Source organism: Pseudomonas sp. D3 (assembly GCF_029320995.1).
In the GTDB taxonomy this organism is placed as follows: Bacteria; Pseudomonadota; Gammaproteobacteria; order Pseudomonadales; family Pseudomonadaceae; genus Aquipseudomonas; species Aquipseudomonas paraveronii.
The window spans coordinates 989,239-1,006,987 of record NZ_CP119772.1; the positions used below are offsets into that span (position 1 = coordinate 989,239).

The 17,749-nt window shown below is 58.7% G+C and carries 14 protein-coding genes; 1 reads left to right on the forward strand and 13 read right to left on the reverse strand.

All coding sequences use genetic code 11. From position 1 onward, the window contains the following. From P3S72_RS04265 to P3S72_RS04325, 13 genes are all read right to left on the reverse strand, one after another. Entirely contained in the window at positions 1-1,428 is a 1,428-nt protein-coding gene (locus tag P3S72_RS04265) for an LLM class flavin-dependent oxidoreductase (protein ID WP_276196376.1), read from the reverse strand. 215 nt (positions 1,429-1,643) lie between these two features. Then, the gene (locus tag P3S72_RS04270; RefSeq protein WP_276196377.1) at positions 1,644-2,816 is read right to left on the reverse strand and encodes an acyl-CoA dehydrogenase family protein; all 1,173 of its coding nucleotides are present in this window, start codon (positions 2,814-2,816) and stop codon (positions 1,644-1,646) included. Between the two features lie 79 nt (positions 2,817-2,895). Next, positions 2,896-3,741 (reverse strand): amidohydrolase family protein, encoded by an 846-nt coding sequence (locus P3S72_RS04275; RefSeq protein WP_276196378.1) that lies wholly within the window; start codon positions 3,739-3,741, stop codon positions 2,896-2,898. Beyond that, on the reverse strand, positions 3,738-4,883 hold the full coding sequence (ssuD, locus tag P3S72_RS04280) for an FMNH2-dependent alkanesulfonate monooxygenase (protein WP_276196379.1): 1,146 nt from the start codon (positions 4,881-4,883) through the stop codon (positions 3,738-3,740). Before ssuD ends, P3S72_RS04275 begins: the two co-directional genes overlap by 4 nt. A 448-nt stretch (positions 4,884-5,331) precedes the next feature. Continuing rightward, a complete protein-coding gene (locus tag P3S72_RS04285; protein ID WP_276196380.1) occupies positions 5,332-7,206 on the reverse strand; it encodes a methyl-accepting chemotaxis protein in 1,875 nt (624 codons plus the stop codon). Positions 7,207-7,671: 465 nt separating this feature from the next. Continuing rightward, on the reverse strand, positions 7,672-8,940 hold the full coding sequence (gene mtr, locus P3S72_RS04290) for a tryptophan permease (protein ID WP_276196381.1): 1,269 nt from the start codon (positions 8,938-8,940) through the stop codon (positions 7,672-7,674). Positions 8,941-9,052: 112 nt separating this feature from the next. Then, the gene (locus tag P3S72_RS04295) at positions 9,053-10,390 is read right to left on the reverse strand and encodes an amidase family protein (protein WP_276196382.1); all 1,338 of its coding nucleotides are present in this window, start codon (positions 10,388-10,390) and stop codon (positions 9,053-9,055) included. Between the two features lie 44 nt (positions 10,391-10,434). Continuing rightward, positions 10,435-12,135, reverse strand: coding sequence for an FAD-dependent oxidoreductase (locus tag P3S72_RS04300; RefSeq protein ID WP_276197894.1), 1,701 nt, complete (start codon positions 12,133-12,135; stop codon positions 10,435-10,437). A 26-nt stretch (positions 12,136-12,161) separates the two neighbouring features. Continuing rightward, a complete protein-coding gene (locus P3S72_RS04305; protein ID WP_276196383.1) occupies positions 12,162-12,647 on the reverse strand; it encodes an aromatic-ring-hydroxylating dioxygenase subunit beta in 486 nt (161 codons plus the stop codon). Next, positions 12,625-13,902: a Rieske 2Fe-2S domain-containing protein gene (locus P3S72_RS04310; protein WP_276196384.1), complete on the reverse strand. Its 1,278-nt coding sequence runs from the start codon at positions 13,900-13,902 to the stop codon at positions 12,625-12,627. Before P3S72_RS04310 ends, P3S72_RS04305 begins: the two co-directional genes overlap by 23 nt. 40 nt (positions 13,903-13,942) lie before the next feature. Beyond that, entirely contained in the window at positions 13,943-14,890 is a 948-nt protein-coding gene (locus P3S72_RS04315) for an iron-sulfur cluster-binding domain-containing protein (RefSeq protein WP_276196385.1), read from the reverse strand. A 7-nt stretch (positions 14,891-14,897) separates the two neighbouring features. Further along, entirely contained in the window at positions 14,898-15,308 is a 411-nt protein-coding gene (locus tag P3S72_RS04320; protein ID WP_247404272.1) for a DUF4440 domain-containing protein, read from the reverse strand. Then, positions 15,289-16,656 (reverse strand): MFS transporter, encoded by a 1,368-nt coding sequence (locus tag P3S72_RS04325; RefSeq protein WP_276196386.1) that lies wholly within the window; start codon positions 16,654-16,656, stop codon positions 15,289-15,291. The genes P3S72_RS04320 and P3S72_RS04325 overlap by 20 nt, the downstream gene beginning before the upstream one ends. Before the next feature lie 105 nt (positions 16,657-16,761). Here P3S72_RS04325 and P3S72_RS04330 point away from each other — a divergent pair, with 105 nt between their 5' ends. After that, a complete protein-coding gene (locus tag P3S72_RS04330; RefSeq protein ID WP_276197895.1) occupies positions 16,762-17,649 on the forward strand; it encodes a LysR family transcriptional regulator in 888 nt (295 codons plus the stop codon). Positions 17,650-17,749 lie beyond the last annotated feature (100 nt).

The window sequence follows — 17,749 nt, forward strand, 5'->3', positions numbered from 1 at the left end:
TCAAGTCAGGTCAGAGAATGTGGACGGTTTGGTGTGATCGGTGGCGTTCGCGCCGGTTTTGAATGCACCGCGATAACGTGCCGCCGGATGGTCGTCTGCGGCATACGGCGAAGTGCCGTCGAGCAGGTTTTCACGCAGGGTGGCGCCGTCATAGGACGTGCGGACACGGCCCCGGCGTTGCAGCTCCGGAACGATGAACTCGACGAGGTCTTCGAAGGTGCCCGGGGTGATCGCATAGGCCAGGTTGAAGCCGTCGATACCACCGACGTCCACCCAGCGCTCCATTTCGTCGGCCACCGTTTTCGGGCCGCCCACCAACACCGGGCCCAGGCCGCCGATGCTGCGGTGTTTGATGATGTCGCGTGGCGTCCACTTGCGGTCGGGGTCGGCGGTGGCGAGCAGTTCCAGCACCGAGCGGATGCTGTCGTTGTCGATGGCCTCCAGGGGTTGGTCCGGGTCGTATTCGGAAAAGTCGATGCCGGTCCAACCGCCGTAAAACGACAACATGCCTTCGCCATTGGCATAGCTCAGGTAGTCGCGGTATTTGGCTTGCGCGGCTTCATCGCTTTCAGCGGTGATCACCGTCAACAGCGTGAACACCTTGACCGAATCACGGCTACGGCCCGCTTCCACGGCGCGGTGGCGGATGTCATCGGACACCTCGCGCGCCTGTTCTGCGGTGGCCGGGCTGATGAACACCCCTTCGGCGTGCTTGGCGGCAAACGCCCGGCCACGGCTGGAGGCACCGGCCTGGAAAATAACCGGGGTGCGCTGTGGCGACGGTTCGGACAAATGGATGCCCGGCACATCGTAGTATTTGCCCTTGTGACCGATCGGGTGGACTTTGCTCGGGTCGGTAAAGATCCCGCGCTCACGGTCACGCAGCACCGCGTCTTCATCCCAGGAGCCTTCCCACAGTTTGTAGGTCACGTCCAGAAACTCATCGGCGATGTCATAGCGTTCGTCGTGCGAGATCTGTTGCTTGAGGCCCAGGTTGACCGCCGCGCTGTTGAGGTACGAGGTCACCACGTTCCACGCCACGCGGCCCTTGGTCAGATGGTCGAGGGTCGAGAACTTTCGCGCCAGGGCGTAAGGCTGTTCATAGGTCAGCGCCGAGGTCACGCCAAAGCCCAAGTGCTGGGTGACGGTGGCCATGGCTGGCACTTGAAAGAAGGGATCGTTGACCGGCACCTGGTCGGCGTCGAGCAGGGAGGTTTCCACCGAGCCGCGATAGATGTCATAGACGCCGACGACGTCGGCGATAAACACCGAGTCGAAGTAGCCGCGCTCAAGCAGCTTGGCCAACTCGACCCAGTAATCGAGGTCTTTGTATTTCCATGCCTGGCTGTCTGGGTGACGCCAGGTGCCCGCAGCCTGATGACTCACGCAGGTCATTTCAAACGCATTGAGGATAATGCGGGAAGCCATAGTCGATTAACTCCAGTTGTCTTGATTCATGGGGCGCGCACGGCGGTTCAATCGTGGTTTAAGGAGGTAAGTGCATAGTTCATGCCGAGTGCTAACGGGCTGTAATACCTGGGGTTTTGCCGACTTTTGGGCTGGGTGCCTATCACTGGGGCAACACTTTGTTGTTTGGGTGAACGCTGGCGAACACCGACCCTGCCTGGCCGTGATCGCGGGCGTCAGGAATAGAAGCTCGGCGTCGGCGGTTTCTGCTTCAAGGCCCACTCGCCGAGTTCGCGGATGCGGTAGTCCACCGGGTCGTGCAAGGTTTGGGTTCGCAGGTTTCGCCAGTAGCGATCAAAGCGCCGCGAGGCGTGGGTGGCGCGGGCGCCGGTGACCTCAAACAGCCTCGAACTCAGGTCCAGGCCGACCCGGGTGGCATGGACCTTGGCGCTGCCGATGGCCAGGGCCAGGTTCGCGCGCTCCTCGGCGCGCAGCTGTTCGCCGCAGTTCCAGGCCTTGTCGAACAACGCGTTGGCCCGTTCGGCCAGGGCGCGTACCGCCTCCAGGCCGACCCAGAACTCGCCGTAGTGGGCCAGCACATAAGGGTCGTCGACCGCCCGCTCGACCTCGGACTTGAACCAGACGCGTGCTTCGTGGGTGGTGTAGTGCTGCGCCTGCTCAAAGGCGCCTTCGGCAATGCCGAGGAACAGGTTGACGAACGTCAGTTGCGCCAACAGCGGTCGCAGCCCGGAAAACACCGTGCTCAGCGGGCCCGGGTCGAGCAGCAGTTCATCCTCGGCCACCCGCACGCGTTCGAAACGGGCGCTGCCGCTGTCGGTCTGGCGTTGGCCCATATTGTTCCAGTCGTTGAGCAGGGTAATGCCGACGCGGTCGGTGGGGATGGCGGCGATCAGCAGTTTGCCTGCGCCACTGTCCTCCAGCGCCGAGGCAATCAGGCGGTCGGAGTCGCTGGCGCCGGAGCAAAAGCTCTTCATCCCGGAAAACTCGCGCCCGCCGTCGACACGCGTGGCCACGGTGCGGGTGTCCAACGGGTTGAGGGCGTTGCCCCAGAACCAGCGCTGGCGGACGGTTTGTTCCAGCCAGGGCTGCCACTGATCGGGTCGCGAGAACAGGCGCACAGTAGCCAGCATCAAGTGTTGGAAACCAAACACATGGGCCATCGAACTGTCGACCTTGGCGAACTCGCGCACGATGTTCAGCGTGTCGCTCCAACTGGCGCCGAGGCCGCCGAATTCACAGGGAATACTCAGGGTCAGCAGGCCGCTGTCGCGCAGGGCATCACGCTCGCGTTTGGGCGTGCCGCCGCGCTCGTCACGCTCGGCAGCCGTACTGGCCCAGTCGGCCGCCAGGCGGCGGGCGACGTGCACAGGATCGTGGGGGGTGGTCACAGGGGAACTCCTTGAAGTTGAAAACAGCGCCGGGCCGCCCCTGGATGACGGCCGGTCCCGGGGTGTAGCGCGAGGTGTTCTACAGCCCAAACAGCCGGGCGGCATTGCCATAGAGGACGTTGTCGAGCACCTCGGGTTTGAAACCCAGGCGCAGGACATCCTCGATGGATTGACGAATTGGGCGGAACGGATAGGACGAGCCGAACAGCAACTGTTCTGCCAGAAAGCCGTTGGCCGCTTGCACGTAGGCGTCGCTGCCGGGCTGGAACAGGTACATGTCCGGCACCAGGTAGATGTTCGGGTAGCGAAACGCCACGCCGAGCGCTTGCTGCACGTTGGGCCAGTAGCCGTGGTAGCAGACGATCGACAGCTGCGGGAACGCCCGGGCGACCTTGGCCAGGTGTTCGGGGTTGTTGAAGGCAGGGTCCGGGGTGGTCGGCCCGCTCATCAGAAACAGCGGAATGCCGCGTGCCTGCAAATGCTCGTAGATCGGCCAGTACAGCGGGTCATCCGCCTGCCTGGCCGGTTCGCCAAACCCTGGCTCCTGGTCGATCCCGGCCAGGCCCAGCCCCGAGATGGCGCGCTCGATTTCGCCCAGCGCGCCGTCGATGCCCTGCAACGCCGGGTCGATGCTGGCGATGCCGAGCAATTCGGCGTGGTCGCGCACGATGCTGTGAATCAGGTCGTTGGGTAGGTGCTGGCCGGGCGTGTGCCGACCGACCACCACCGCCCGGCTCAACCCGGCGTCGCGCACTTCATCGAGAAACCCCTGGGGTGTGCGCGAACGGGCGAAGTGCTCGTCGTCGCCACGCGTGCCCACCCGCCGGTTCAGCCAGCGGGCGGTGGCGGTCTCGGCGCTGCCTGGGGTGGCGCCGAAAAAATCGTGCAGGTACGCCGGGCGGCAGCGCATATCAATCACGTTCATGCCGTGGCCTCATCCTTGACCGATGTGTGGCCGGCCCGCACATCGAACGCGCCGCCGGTGAGTACTTGGTCGCGGACCGTGACAGGCTGTTTGCCCAACAGCGGGAACACCAGTTCGGCAAAGCGGAAAGCCTCTTCCAGGTGCGGGTAGCCGGACAGTACAAAGCGGTCTACGCCGAGGTCGGCATATTCCTGCAGGCGCTTGGCCACGGTCTGAGGGTCGCCGACCAGCGCCGTGCCGGCGCCTCCGCGCACCAGGCCGACACCGGCCCACAGGTTGGGCGAGACCTCGAGCTTGTCGCGCTGTCCGCCATGCAAGGCGGCCATACGGCGCTGACCTTCGGAGTCCATCTTGGCGTAATTATTTTGCGCGTCGGCGATCACATCGTCGTCGAGGTGGCTGATCAGTTCTTCGGCCGCCGCCCAGGCCTGCTCGTTGGTTTCACGCACGATCACATGCAGGCGCACGCCGAAATGCAGCGTGCGCCCATATTTTTTTGCGCGCTCGCGCACATCGGCGATTTTCGCGGCCACGGCCGCCGGCGGTTCGCCCCAGGTCAGGTAGGCGTCGACCTGCTGGGCCGCCAGCTCATGGGCGGCCGGGGACGACCCGCCAAAATACAAGGGCGGGTGCGGTTGCTGCACGGGGTTGAAGAAGTTCTGCGCGCCTTCGACGCGCACATGCTTGCCGGTGAAATCCACCACCTCGCCACTGAGCAAGCGCCGCCAAACGCTCAGGAACTCGCCAGCGGCTTCGTAGCGTTGGTCGTGGTCGAGGAAAATACCGTCGGCGGCCAACTCGGTGGCATCACCGCCGGGCACCACGTTGAGCAGCAAGCGGCCGTTGCTGGCCTGGTCCAGTGTGGCCGCCTGACGGGCCGAAGCGGTGGGGTTGCCCAGCGAGGTGCGCAGCGCCACCAGCAACTTCAGGCGATGGGTGACCGGGACCAGGCTGGCGGCGGTAATCCACGGGTCCAGGCAACTGCTGCCGGTGGGAATCAACACCCCGTCATAGCCCAGGCTCTCGGCGGCTACCGCGATTTGCTGCATGTATTTGTTGGTGGCCGGGCGGCCGCTGTCGGATCGGCCCAGATAACGGGTGTCGCCGGACGTGGGCAGAAACCAAAAGATATCAAGACTCATCAACACGCTCCTCGCTGCAAAAATAAGAAGCCCGCTGCCTTGGGTAAGGTAAGACGGCAGCAGGTTGTGCAACGCAGGGCCGGCACGGCTCTATAGAGGCGCTTGTTGGAACAAGTCTGTGGCTGTGGCCGATAGTTCTAAGAGAGCAAGCATCGTACCAATTCATTAAGTTATTGATTTATAAGGTAATGATTGGTTTGTGTGCGGCGATGAGTGTCGCTGGAAGAGGGCAAGTGTTGAAACGCTGTTGCCTGGCAAACAGTTGTGCGCAAAGACAGAAGTGTTCGCTGGGCAACAGGCTTTACCCGCTGGATTTGCGCATGCTGTAACCGCGCCATCCATTCCCGCCACAGAGTGGAATCGCAGAAACAAGAAAGCCCGCACGAGGCGGGCTTCTTGGGGATTCATAGGCGGCTGTGAACGTCTATGGATCGGTGCCTGGAATAGGTCAGATGCGGAAACTGCCCACCAGATGCTTCAGCCGTGCCGCCTGCTGTTCCAGGTCGGCGCAGGCGCGCAGGGTCGATTGCAGGTTTTCCACGCCTTCCTGATTGAGCGTGTTGATCTCGGTAATGTCCATGTTGATCGACTCCACCACCGAGGTCTGTTCCTCGGTGGCGGTGGCGACCGACTGGTTCATGCCATCGATCTCGCCGATGCGTTGGGTCACGCTGTTCAAGCGCTCGCCGACCTGGTTGGCGATTTCCATGCTGTCTTGGCTATGGCGCTGGCTGTCGCTCATGGTGCTGACCGAATCCCGGGCGCCGACTTGCAGCTCCTCGATCATCGTTTGCACTTGTTGTGCCGACTCCTGGGTGCGATGCGCCAGGTTGCGCACTTCATCGGCCACTACCGCAAACCCGCGTCCGGCTTCCCCGGCCCGTGCGGCCTCGATGGCGGCGTTGAGCGCGAGCAGGTTGGTTTGCTGGGAGATGCTGGTGATCACCTCAAGGATCTGACCGATATTCACCGTTTTGCTGTTCAGCGATTCGATATTCGTACTCGACGCGCTGAGCATTTCCGACAGCTGATGCATTGCGCTGATGTTGCGCTCGACCACTTGCTGACCCTGCTCGGCCAGACCCCGTGCGTCGCTGGCCTGTTGCGAGGCCTGAGCGGCATTACGGGCTATTTCCTGAGCAGCGGCACCGAGTTCGTTGATGGCAGCGGCGACGCTGTTGGTACGGCTGGCCTGTTCGTCGGAGTTGAGCATCGATGAGTTGGAGGCGCTGACCACGCGCATGGCCACTTCGTTGACGTGCTCGGTCGCTGAGGAGACTTCTCGGATCGAGGTGTGGATACGTTCGACAAAATCGTTGAACGCATTGCCCAGGGTGCCGAACTCGTCTTGCGTGTGGATGACCAGGCGTTTGGTGAGGTCACCTTCGCCTTGGGCAATGTCCTCCATTGCGCGGGTCATAATGTGCAGCGGTTGCAGCAGTATGCGGATCAGTAAACTCAGCAGGACGATGATGAGGATCACCGCAACGATGGTGGCAATCACCGCCGAATAGCGGAATTGGCTCAGCGTCGCGTAAGCCTTGTCTTTATCGATTGAGAGACCGATGTACCAGTTGACGGAAGGTAGACCTTTGATCGGTGCGAAGCTCAGCAAGCGGGCTTGCCCGTTGAACTGGACCTCGGTCAGCTCGCCGGAAAGTTTCGGTGTGTGTGCAGGGTACAAATCCGAAAGCGACTTCATGACCAGCGCTTTGTCCGGATGCACCAGTATCTTGCCCTGATCGTTGACCAGGAAGGCATAGCCCATGCCGCCAAAGTTCAACGAGTTGATGAGTTCCACCAGGCCATCCAACGCCAGGTCACCGCCAACCACACCGATGCTGCTGGAAACCTTGCTGATGACACTAATGACCATCTTGTTGGTGGCCAGATCAATATAAGGCTCAGTCAGTATGGCGCCGTTGGCGTTCATACCGTCCTTGTACCAAGGGCGGGAGCGCGGGTCATAGCCATCGGGCATCTTGGTGTTCGGACGAATACTGAAACTGCCGTCGACCTTGCCTAGGTAGTCGGTGAGAAAACTTGAGGTCAGGACGCTCTCATCCATCAGCGTCTCGGCATTGGCAGGCTCCCTGGCAATGTTCTGCGCCAGATTCCTCACCAAATTAATCCGCCCCTCCAGCAGGTTACGAATATTGGTGGAGGTAGAGTCACCCATTTCAGTCAAATAGTTTTCCAGGCTGACGCGAGTTGCATTGCGCTGTAAATAGTCGTTGTACAACGTGAATAGGGTGAAGGCGAGCATCACAATCAGCGACACGGCCAACAGAATTTTGTGACTGAAACGAAGGCTTCTATTCATGGCGTATTGAGTTCGCTAGGTCTTTTGCGTGGACTGTCCAAGGGTATCGGCCGTCGCCCGGTAAACCTTGAGGTGTGAAGGGGTTGGTCGTCGCGCTGGAGGGTTGAGTTGTCCCTGGTCCCGATAACTGCCGGTGGTCGATTCCATTTGCCGTGCCAGTGCCTGCAAATGAGGCAGCACGTTATTGGTGAGGTCCACGGGGGTACGCCGTGAACGGTTGGAGGCGAAGCTGATCGCAGCCACCACTTTTCCGCTGCGTTCGCGTAGCGGCACGGCACGGCGACAGAAATGGTTCCGGGTTCCATCTCGTCTATGGTCAAGGCGTAATTGACGTTGTATATGTGGTTGTCTTATTGATTTTTAATGAGATTAAATATTTATGGCGTGATTTTTCACAATGAGTAATCAGGTTAACCGAATCGACCGACAGGTCGCGTTCGGAAAACCAAATGGTGTTCAGGGCCGCTAACGCCAGACCGGCAACAGGCCCAAGGAAAACAGCACATGTGAAGCCGCACTGATCACGCCGAAAAACAGCACCAGGGCAATCATGGGGTGGCCGCCCCACACGCGATACCGCGGGCTGCCAAAGCGTTTACGTGATGCGCTGGCCAGCAATGCAGGGGTAATCACGGCCCAGAGGGTCGCCGCCAGACCGGCGAAACCGATTGCATGGATAAACCCTTCGGGCCACAACAGCCCGCAGAGCATGGGCGGCAGGAAGGTGGTACCTGCGGTTTTCAGGCGACCTCGCGGACTGTCGTCAAACCCCAGTACGTCGGCCAGATAATCGAACAGCCCCAGAGTCACACCAAGAAAGGAGCAGGCGACGGCGAAGTTGGAAAAAAGGCTGAGGAACACGTCGATTTTCGCGCTGTTGAGCATGGCCCCTAACGCGCTGATCAGTACGTCGATATTCCCGCCACGCTGAGCGATATCTTTGAACCCGTCCCGGGGAATGTTCCCCATGCTGCACACTATCCAGACGACATAGAGACCTAGCGCGATGAGGGTGCCGCTGACCAGGCAGGCCCGGATACGCTGCGGATCTTTGCCGAAGTGTTTCATCAGGCTGGGCACGTTGCCGTGAAAGCCGAAGGACGTCAGGCAGAAGGGCAGGGTCATCAGCAGGTAAGGGAGGTAGTGGCTGTCCGTTGCGTTGCGATTGAGCAGCGTCGCCGGTTGCACATGATCGAGCAACCCGCCGAAGGTCAGGAAAAACGCGAAGATTTTTGCACCGAAAATCACCGTGGTCACCCGGCTCACCGCTGCCGTGCTCAGCCACACAATGACCGATACCGTTAGGGTGAAATACAGGCCCCCGGCCCGCGCCGATAGATTCACGCCCAATGACTGGGCGCTGTGATGAATCACTGAACCACTGGCAGAGATGTAGGCGTAGGTCAGCGTGTACAGGACAAAGACGATGCTCAAGCCGTTCAACACATTCCAGCGATGACCCAACAGGTCTTTGGTGATCGTTGAAAAACTGGCACCCGGACGATAGTTGAGGTTGGCCTCAAGAATCATCAACCCGGAATGCAAGGTGCAGAACCAGGCAATCAATAGGACCGCGACGGAGCCATAGAACCACAGGCCGGACATGACGACCGGCAGCGAAAACATGCCTGCGCCGACAATGGTGCCACCGATCATCATGGCGCCGCCGAGCACCGAGGGCGACCGTTCGAGTGCAACGGGGGGAGCTGAAGAGGACGTAGACGTGCTGCGCATGGCAAGGCCTGCATTTGAATTGTTAGAGAACTTTTCTTTCAGTGGGCGAAGAGGTCGGCGTCAAAAAGGATCGGCGCCATTCAGCGTTGCCGATGATGGCGCCGACAGCGCGTCAGCGCATGGCCAGCAAGCGTGACAACCGACGGGCTCTCTCCAGCAGCAGGCTGTCCTGTCCGGGCAACGCGTCGAACGAAAGGCCGACCGGTAGCGAGAGTGTTTCCGCTACCGGAACGGTGACGCTGGGCGCCGCCAGGTTGCTTGCCGGGTCGGTGTTGCGCACGAACCTCTCGAAGTTGCTTTCTGCCTCGCACTCCGTGAGTAACGGCGCTGTGCAACTGACGGTGGGGTACGCAATGACGTCCAGTTGATGAGCATTGAACAGACGACTGTATTCACGACCCAGCTGCAGTTTGCTCATCAAGGCCTGCACATAGTCCGTGTAGGAAATCGCCGGGCTTTCGAGTTGTGCCGTCAGTATTTTCTTGATGCTCGGGTCCTGGATCTGCGCCAGGATGCTTAGGAATTGGTCGCCCCAGCCTTCTTTCATCAGGAATCGCGGGAAGTCGATGAAGAACTCATAAATCGGCAATGGGAACTGAATGCTCTCATTGATTTCCCCGATCAACAGGTCATCGACCGGAACCAGCTCCACGCCCCGATCTGCCAGTACTTCGATCGCCGCGAAGCAATCGTGTCGGACTTTTTCGTCGAGGTTGGCCCAGAAGAATTTTTCCGGTATGCCCACCCGGAGCGGTCTGTTGGCGTCCAGCGTAGCGGGGAGGGCCCCGGTCAAGTGACGGTGGATGAACTGACAGTCTTGCAGTGTGCGGGTCAGTAGCCCCGGCGTGTCCTTGGTCTGGGAAACGGGCACGATGCCATCGACCGGGTAGCAACCCGTGGTGGGGCGAAACCCGACGATCCCGCAGAACGCAGCGGGGATGCGCACCGAACCGCCGGTGTCGGTGCCCACGGCGCAGGGCACCAGGCCTGCGGCGACGGCTGCCGCGCAACCGCCGCTGCTGCCGCCGGCGCTGTAGCGTTCGTCGACCGGGTTGACTACGGCGCCGTGGGTTCTGTTGGCTGACGTCACCCCGAACGAAAGTTCATGCATATTGTTTTTGCCAACGGCCCTCGCCCCCAGCGCCTTGAAGCGCTCGACAATCCCGGCATTGGAGAACGGGTAATAAGCGGCCAGCCCCGGCGTTCCTGCGGTGGTCGGCATGCCGCAGACATTGATGTTGTCCTTGAAGGAAACGGGAATGCCATACAGGCTCGCCTCCCGATCCGCGCCGGGGGCACCCTCGAACCCCGCCGGATCGAACGTGATGAAGCTGTTCAGGTGTTGATGATCAAACTGTTTGTCGCGCAGGGATTGGTGCCAGGTGTCCAGGCAGTGACTGCCGCTGCGAAATCCGCTGACGAGTTCTTCAATTGAATGCTGGCTGTACATAAAACGGGTCTCGTCTATGGGGAGGGAGGCTTGCGATGAAGGCGTCAGCAATAGCGGTATTGAGCGTGCAGCCCGTCCAGCGGATTGTCGGCAATCAAGTCGCCACCTAGACTACTGATCACCGCACAGGCACCGTTGAGCGCTGTTTGAATGGCGCCTTCCGCCCAGCCACCGGTGAAAGAGCAGCCGCACCCGGCTAGGTACAACCCCGTGTCCTGTTGTGGGTCGAGGGCCGTTTTGAATTGGTAGAACAAGCGCTCCGAGTAAATATCGTCACCTGGAAAGTTGAGTTTGAAGGCACCCAGCGAATGCTTGTCGGTCAGCCAGTCATACTCCAGGACGTAGCGCTGGTAATTACCATCGAGCGGTAGCAGGTGGCTGGCAAACGCTGGAGCGCTCATGGCCAGTTCATCGACAAGACGCAGGCAGCGCTGAACTTTGTCGGTCATTGAAACCATCTTGTGGGAGTCGTCCTCCCAGGTGTAGCTGATCAACACCACGCCCCAGGACTCAGGATCCTGAGGCGCGTAATCGAGGCAGTACACGCCCTTCACCAGGGTGTCTGTCTGGACGTTCTGTGGCAGGCCGTGTTTCAACCAGAACTTGTCTTTGGTCAGGATGAACAGCTTGGACGAACCGACCATATGGGTCTCGTTGATCGCTCGCGCCACATCACGATTCACTAAGGCCTGGTTCTGCGTGAGCTTCATGTTCACCTGCAGCGCCCGGGTGGTGGTCGTGGTAATTACCCGGTCGCAGGCATAGGTTTCGCCATTGCTGCCGGCCAGCAGGATTTCACCGTTATCGCCCTTATTGATGGACTCGATGCGGGTACGACAGATTCGGTCGCGCAGGGGCATGCCGTTGGATGACGTATCGGCAATCAACTGCGACAGCGACGAGATGCCCATAGGCACCAGCCGTTGATTGACTTCGAGGCCATTGACCACCAGCCGCAGAATTTCGGTAAAGGAGGCGCGGTAGACCGATTGGAAACCGCCCGAGCCAATCCCCAGCGACCCGAATAGATGGAAGTCTTCGGGTTTGCGCCACTGTTGTCCGCCGGGCGGGTTACTGCCGGTGAAAATCCGCACCATGGCCGAATAGAACGAGCTGTCGCCGAAGCAATCCAGATAGCGCTGCCATTCCGGCTGCACTTTCGCGTAGTTGTGTTGTTTGAGTAACTCGGTCAGTAACAACGGAGGCGCCAGGCAGGTGCCGTCATCGAAGGTCACGCCTTCTTTCAAAAACGCATTCCAGCCCCGATGGACCGTGCTGAAAATCGCTGGCGGCGGCTGCATGGCCGCCCAGTGATGAGTCTCGCCGCGGTAGTGAATTTCAGTGTCCACGACACCGGGGTCGGGAAATGTTTCTGTGGTTTTGATACCGAAGCGGTTCAGGTAGTGAAACAACCCGACCTCGCTGGGAGGAAAGCGCATTGCACCCATTTCGGCGATGAATTGCGGGTGGTCGTCGTCAAAGCGCTGGGTCAGCAAGCGCCCGCCCAAGTGTTCCTCGGCGGCCTCGAACAGCGTGACCCGACGGGCGCCGGCACGTAGCAGTTCGTAGGCGGCGACTAGCCCGGTCAGCCCAGCACCGACAATGCCGATGTGTCTGTTGGCCGTTTCTGGTGGCAAGTAACCGATCGCGTCCACGGCGTTGCGCAAAAACTGGCCGTAGTCGTACAACAGGTCAACATACGGAAAGGAACAGGGGGATGTGGCTTCGTCGAAGCCGGTACTCATAACGGTCACGTGTGATTCTCGATAAATCAGATGATTAACTGCAGGCTTTCAATCGCTCGGGAGGGATTGAGCAGAAGTACTTTTTTGCCTTTGATTTTCCAGATGCCCTCGACGTTAATCAGTTGATGCTCGACGGTGACCGGGAAATGCCATTCGCTGTCACCGCGGGCTTCGCAATACAGCATGTTGGTGCTACTCGATGCGCTGAGATCATCGTCTTCCAGGTGGATCAACGAACGCTGGGCGATATGCAAACCGCGACTCTTGGGCTGTTGCGAGTAGTTGCGCGCGTTGGTCAAGCGGTTGATGCGCAACGTGGTCAGAAACCGGTCTTCATACAGCAGCGAGGACTCATGGAGAGGGCTGGTCTGTTCTCGCCTCAACGGTATCCAGTAGGTGTATTCGGGAGTCAGCAGTTGTTGCCAGGCACTGAAGTCTTGCTGGTCCAGCAGCTGGATTTCGCTGGCAATCAACTGTTCGATCGCGTGTTTATTGTTCTGATGGAGTTGCATGGTTTTCCCGCATCAAGTGCTGCCAGCTGTTGTAAAAGTTGCGCATCGCCATTTCGCTGGTGCCCGAAACCACCTGGGTCCGCTCATAGGATTCGTTCGATTCAAAGAGTCGTGCCACGTTGACCCACTCGTTGGCGTGACTGCGCAATCCCTCCGTCGCCCGCTCGTACATTTCCACATCGTCGTGGGCTACCATCGAGCAGGGGGAATTGATCAGGTTGTTGTACTGGACGGTTCTTTCCAGCAACTGGATGGGGGCACCCAGCAACTCGAAGATCCATGACTCGACCACCGTCTCCTGGGCGCTGATCGGCTTGATCACCCGCAACGTCTGGATCGGTCCCTTGACCATCAGGTTCGGGAAATAGACGGTGTTGTGTCGGGTGTCTTCGAGAATCTCGCTGGCCTGGCGTTCGCCATAGCTCTGGACCATCAAGTCCCAATACCCCGGAATGTCGGCATAGGCTTTATGGATCGAGTTGCTGACACCGGTATGCCCATGGCCGTTGGGCCAGGTGCGAATGCCCATGTTGGCGAAAAACTCGTAGGACGCCATGAACGGCGAGAACAGCTCGACCACCATGGGCGAAGGGCTGGTCTGGTCGCTGGTTTCCTTCCACAAGCGAATCGCTTCGCCCGCCGAGGACTCGTGGGCAATCATCGGGTGACAGGTGTCGGTCTGGTTATCGACGACCATTTTCCAGTTGCAGCGATGTCGGTGCAGGAGCGGCTGACCAACGATGCGAAGCTGACCCAGGGGGGAGCGCAGCACCATGTTGTCCAGTGTCGATAATGACTCGCCGAAAAACGTGTTGAAATCGATGCCTTCCGCCTGGAGGCGGACAAACACAAAACCGCGATAATTCTCCACCGCCGCGACGGCTTGCATGCCTCTGTGGGCAGAGCACGTACTGAGGTCGCAATCGTCGTATTCCTTCTTCACCGGAATACTCAACAGTTCGCCATCGGTCTTGAATGTCCACGCATGGTAAGGGCAGCGGATGAAACGGCCGACGTTACCGCGAGGCTCGGCCAACACTTTTACGCCTTTGTGCGGGCAGCGGTTATGCAAGACAATAATCTCGCCATTTTTTTGCCGCACCATTGCCAAGGGTTGTTGGGCAATGTCGGTGGTGAAAAAGTCACCAGGCTGCGGGATCAGACTGTCGTGCCCCACGTAGCACCAACTGGCGGCGAAGACGCTGTGTTGTTCTTGTTCAAAGATCTGTTGATGAAGGAAGAGCGATTTGTGCACTTCTCTGCCGTTGAAGTAATTGTCCAAACGGTTGTCCTCGTTAGATCGCCAGCTTCAGGCGTTGGCTTTTGGCCCGCGAGACGCAGGGATAAATCGTTGTGCTACAGGCGGCTTCTTGTTCGCTCATGATGAAATCGCGATGATCGACTTCGCCCTCGACGACCTCTATTGCGCAGACGCCGCACTCACCGCGCCGGCAGTCATAGAGCGGGTCCAGGCCGGCCGCCTCGAGCGCCTCGAGTAAGGATTGATCGGAATTAACGTTGACGCTGACCCCCGACTCGACGGCGTCAATCACAAAGGCCGACGCATCGTCTTCACGGACCACATTGAAGATTTCAAAATGGATGCGCTCGCGCGCCAGGCCATTGGCCTCGGCATGGCAAAATACTTCGTTGAGCATCGATTGCGGGCCGCAGACGTAGAGCCGGTCATGTGGTGCCAGATCGGCCAGCACCTGGCTGACAGAGCGACGGCCCTCGGGCCGATTGGAGAAGTGCAGGTGCAAGCGTTCCTGCAGCAGTGCCTGCATTGGCAAGGCATAGGCCGCGTCATCGTCGCTCCTAACGAAATAGTGTAGGTGGGCGCTTCGATTCAATGACGTCAGGTGTTGAAGGATCCCGGTCAGCGGCGTAATACCGATGCCGCCGGCAATCGCAATGTCCCTGCCGACGTCTTCAGTGAGCGGGTAGGTGAACGTATTGAACGGGCCATTGAGCTGTACGGTGTCGTTGACGGCCAGCGAACGAATGTAGCGACTGCTGACCGAGTCGGCAGTGAGCCGGATGGCAAAGACGACGCTGCCTTGCTGCGTAGTGCGGTCTGCCAGCTGTACCGCCGAGTAGTGCCGCCATTCATTCAACTCGGGGATGAACCATTTGAAATGTGCGCCCGCTGCCGGCACCGCACACCCCGTTGCTAGCGGGCTGACGGTGATTTCTTTGATAGAGGCCGAGAGCATTCGGCAATCAGTGATTGTGTAGTTCATACGAGAGTCAGCTTTCCTGGCTTAGCGGCGTTTCATGCAGGTAGATCCATTGGGCGTTGTGGTGATGCATGCCAATGATCGCCACCGAAACCCGTGAGCTTTCGCGCTGGCCGAGGCGATGGGTTTCCTTGTAGCGAATCGCCACGCTGTTGCCCTCCTGCCAGACCGTATGCAGATCGCTGATGACGATCTCCAGGCCTGGCTTGGCGCCGACTGCACCTTTAAACATCTGTTCGACTGTCGCCCGGCTGACAATGGCTGCCGAGGTGGTGACCATGGTGAACTGCTCGGCAAAGGCCGATATCAGTGGTTCAAGCGTGGCCTGCCCCTTACCGTTTGCGTCGGTGAACAGGGTGTGGATCAGCTCGTGCACGTGATGAATGCTGTGGTGCGCCTGTTCAACTATTTTGTTGTGCATGACAGTCCTTTTGAGTGTTCAACTGACTCAGTTGAAAGAGTGGGAACAGGCCCACCAGCGCGGCGATGGCAAAGGTCACGTGGTAGGCCTGGGTGGTATCGAAATGCTTCAAGAGCAGGTTGAAAACCATCAGGAAGAGGGCAGCGCCGATGCTGAATGACATCTGTCGGTTGATGTTCCAGATGACACTGGCCTTGTGGGTGTCATTGCCCTCGAAGTCCATCAGCGACGTGGTTTGTGCTGTGTTGGCACCGATGCCGCCGCCGATCCCCATCAAGCTGTAGGCGATGACGATCACCAGATAGTCTGAGGGATCGTTCACCAGTAACAGGGTGGCGATGCCGGCGCTGTGCAAGAGCATGCCGAGGGCAAACAGCCGCTTGGCGCCCATCCGGTTATAGACCCGGCCACAGATCAGCATCGCGATGAATGCGCCGATGGCGTAGAGGATCATGAACATCCCTGTCAGTCGGGCGCTGAAGTGCAGGGTGTTTTGCAGGAAGAAGATGCTCATCAAGTTGACCCCCGTGAACACCCCGGGAATTGCGTAATAGATAAAGATGGAGGTGCTGAGTTTTTTGCTTTTGAGCAGGCTCAGTTCAATGATCGGATTTTTGCAGGTGCGGTAGTGCACCCCGTACAGCACGACGAACGTAACGCCGGCCATGACGAAGAGGGCGGCCACCCATGCCGGAGCGTCGCCGCCATACAACGACATGCCCATCAATAGGCTGCCGAGTGCGGCGCTGACCAGCAGCAAGCCCTTGATGTCGGGCCTGGGCAAAGTCGTCGGTCGCGCTTCGTTGATCCAGAACCATGACAGCAATGCCGCAATCAGTGAGAACGGGATGTTGCTGTAGAACACCCAGCGCCAGGAGCTGCTGTCGACGATGCCGCCGCCGATGGTCGGTGAAATGGCGGGCGCAATCAGGGCAACGGCCATGACCAACGTGGATATTTTTGCCCGCTGCTCGCCCTTGAACAGGTTAAACGTCAGTGCCTGTCCGACAGGAATCAACAGGCCGCCGCCAATCCCCTGGACGAAGCGCCAGATCACCAGCTCGTTGAAACTGTCGGCCAGCCCACACATCCACACGGAGGCTGTAAACACGATCATCGAGGTGGTGAGGATTTCCCGACTGCCAAAACGACCGGCCAACCAGGTGCTGACCGGAATGATCAGCGTCAGCCCCAAAATATAAGCGTTAGCCACCCAGGCAACGTCTGAGGTACTAACGTGCAGCGCTGCCGATATACTCGGTAATGCGACCGCTGACATAAAGATATTAATGCAGTCTATAAAAAAGCCGATCAGAAATATCAGTGCAACTTTGTAGCGATAGGTCATGTTGTTTCCCCTTTGCCGTAAAGCATAGGGGCGGTGGACTTGAACTGTCGATACGACTATCCTTGAAACAATGTTTGACAGGATTTAACAGTGAGCCATATTTCTATGCACACTCATCTTAATCGGGTCCAGACATTCCTGGCCGTGGTCGATTTTGGTTCTTACACCAAGGCTGCCAATTACCTGAGCATCAGTAAGGCCATGGCCAGCCTGCATGTCAAGGCGCTGGAGGACGTGCTGTCAGCGACGCTGTTGATTAGAAATACCCGAAATATATCCCTCACCGAAATCGGTCATGACTTTTATGAAGAATTCAAAGGTATTGTCGCGGACATCGATAATGCCTTCGATAATGTATTAAAAGGGCATAATCGGGTGTCCGGAAAGTTGCGTTTCAGTTCCACCAGTGAATACGGCGAGGCCTATATTCTTCCGTTGATACCGCAATTTATAGAACGCTATCCGGAAATAAAAATCTGTTATAATTTCAACTCGTCACTCAATGATCTGGTGGCAGAAAAGTTAGATCTGGTAATCCGTTTAGGCAATTTGGCGGACTCGGCTTTCAAGAGCCGTAAACTGGCAGATTATGAAATTGTCCTGGTGGCTACCGAAACGTTTCTTGCACGTCACCCGGTGCAGAATCCTCAGGACCTGAATACGGTGCCGTGGATCGCCAACAGCAACCTGCAGGCACCGACCCAGTGGACGTTGAGCCATCCGCACTTGGGGACTGTCGAGATCAACGGGATTAATCAGTTTGAATCCAACTCTTCCACGGCCATTCGCTCCATGGCGTTGGCGTCGCTAGGCGTCTCGGTGCTGCCCGCCTGGGTAATCAAGGACGATATCGCCAGCGAGCGGCTAATCCGGTTGTTGCCCGACTATTCGCTGCCCTCGCAGTCGGTCAACGTGGTGTTTCCCAACAGCCCGCATTTGCCCCACAAATCGAGGGCATTCATCGATTTCCTGTTGCTGCATCTGGCGCAGTAAGCACCCAATAAAAGCCCCTGAATCGAGAGATCCAGGGGCTTTCGTTTAACCGGATACTCGTCTTGACTGAGCAAACCCAATGTCTGCTATTTGGCCGATT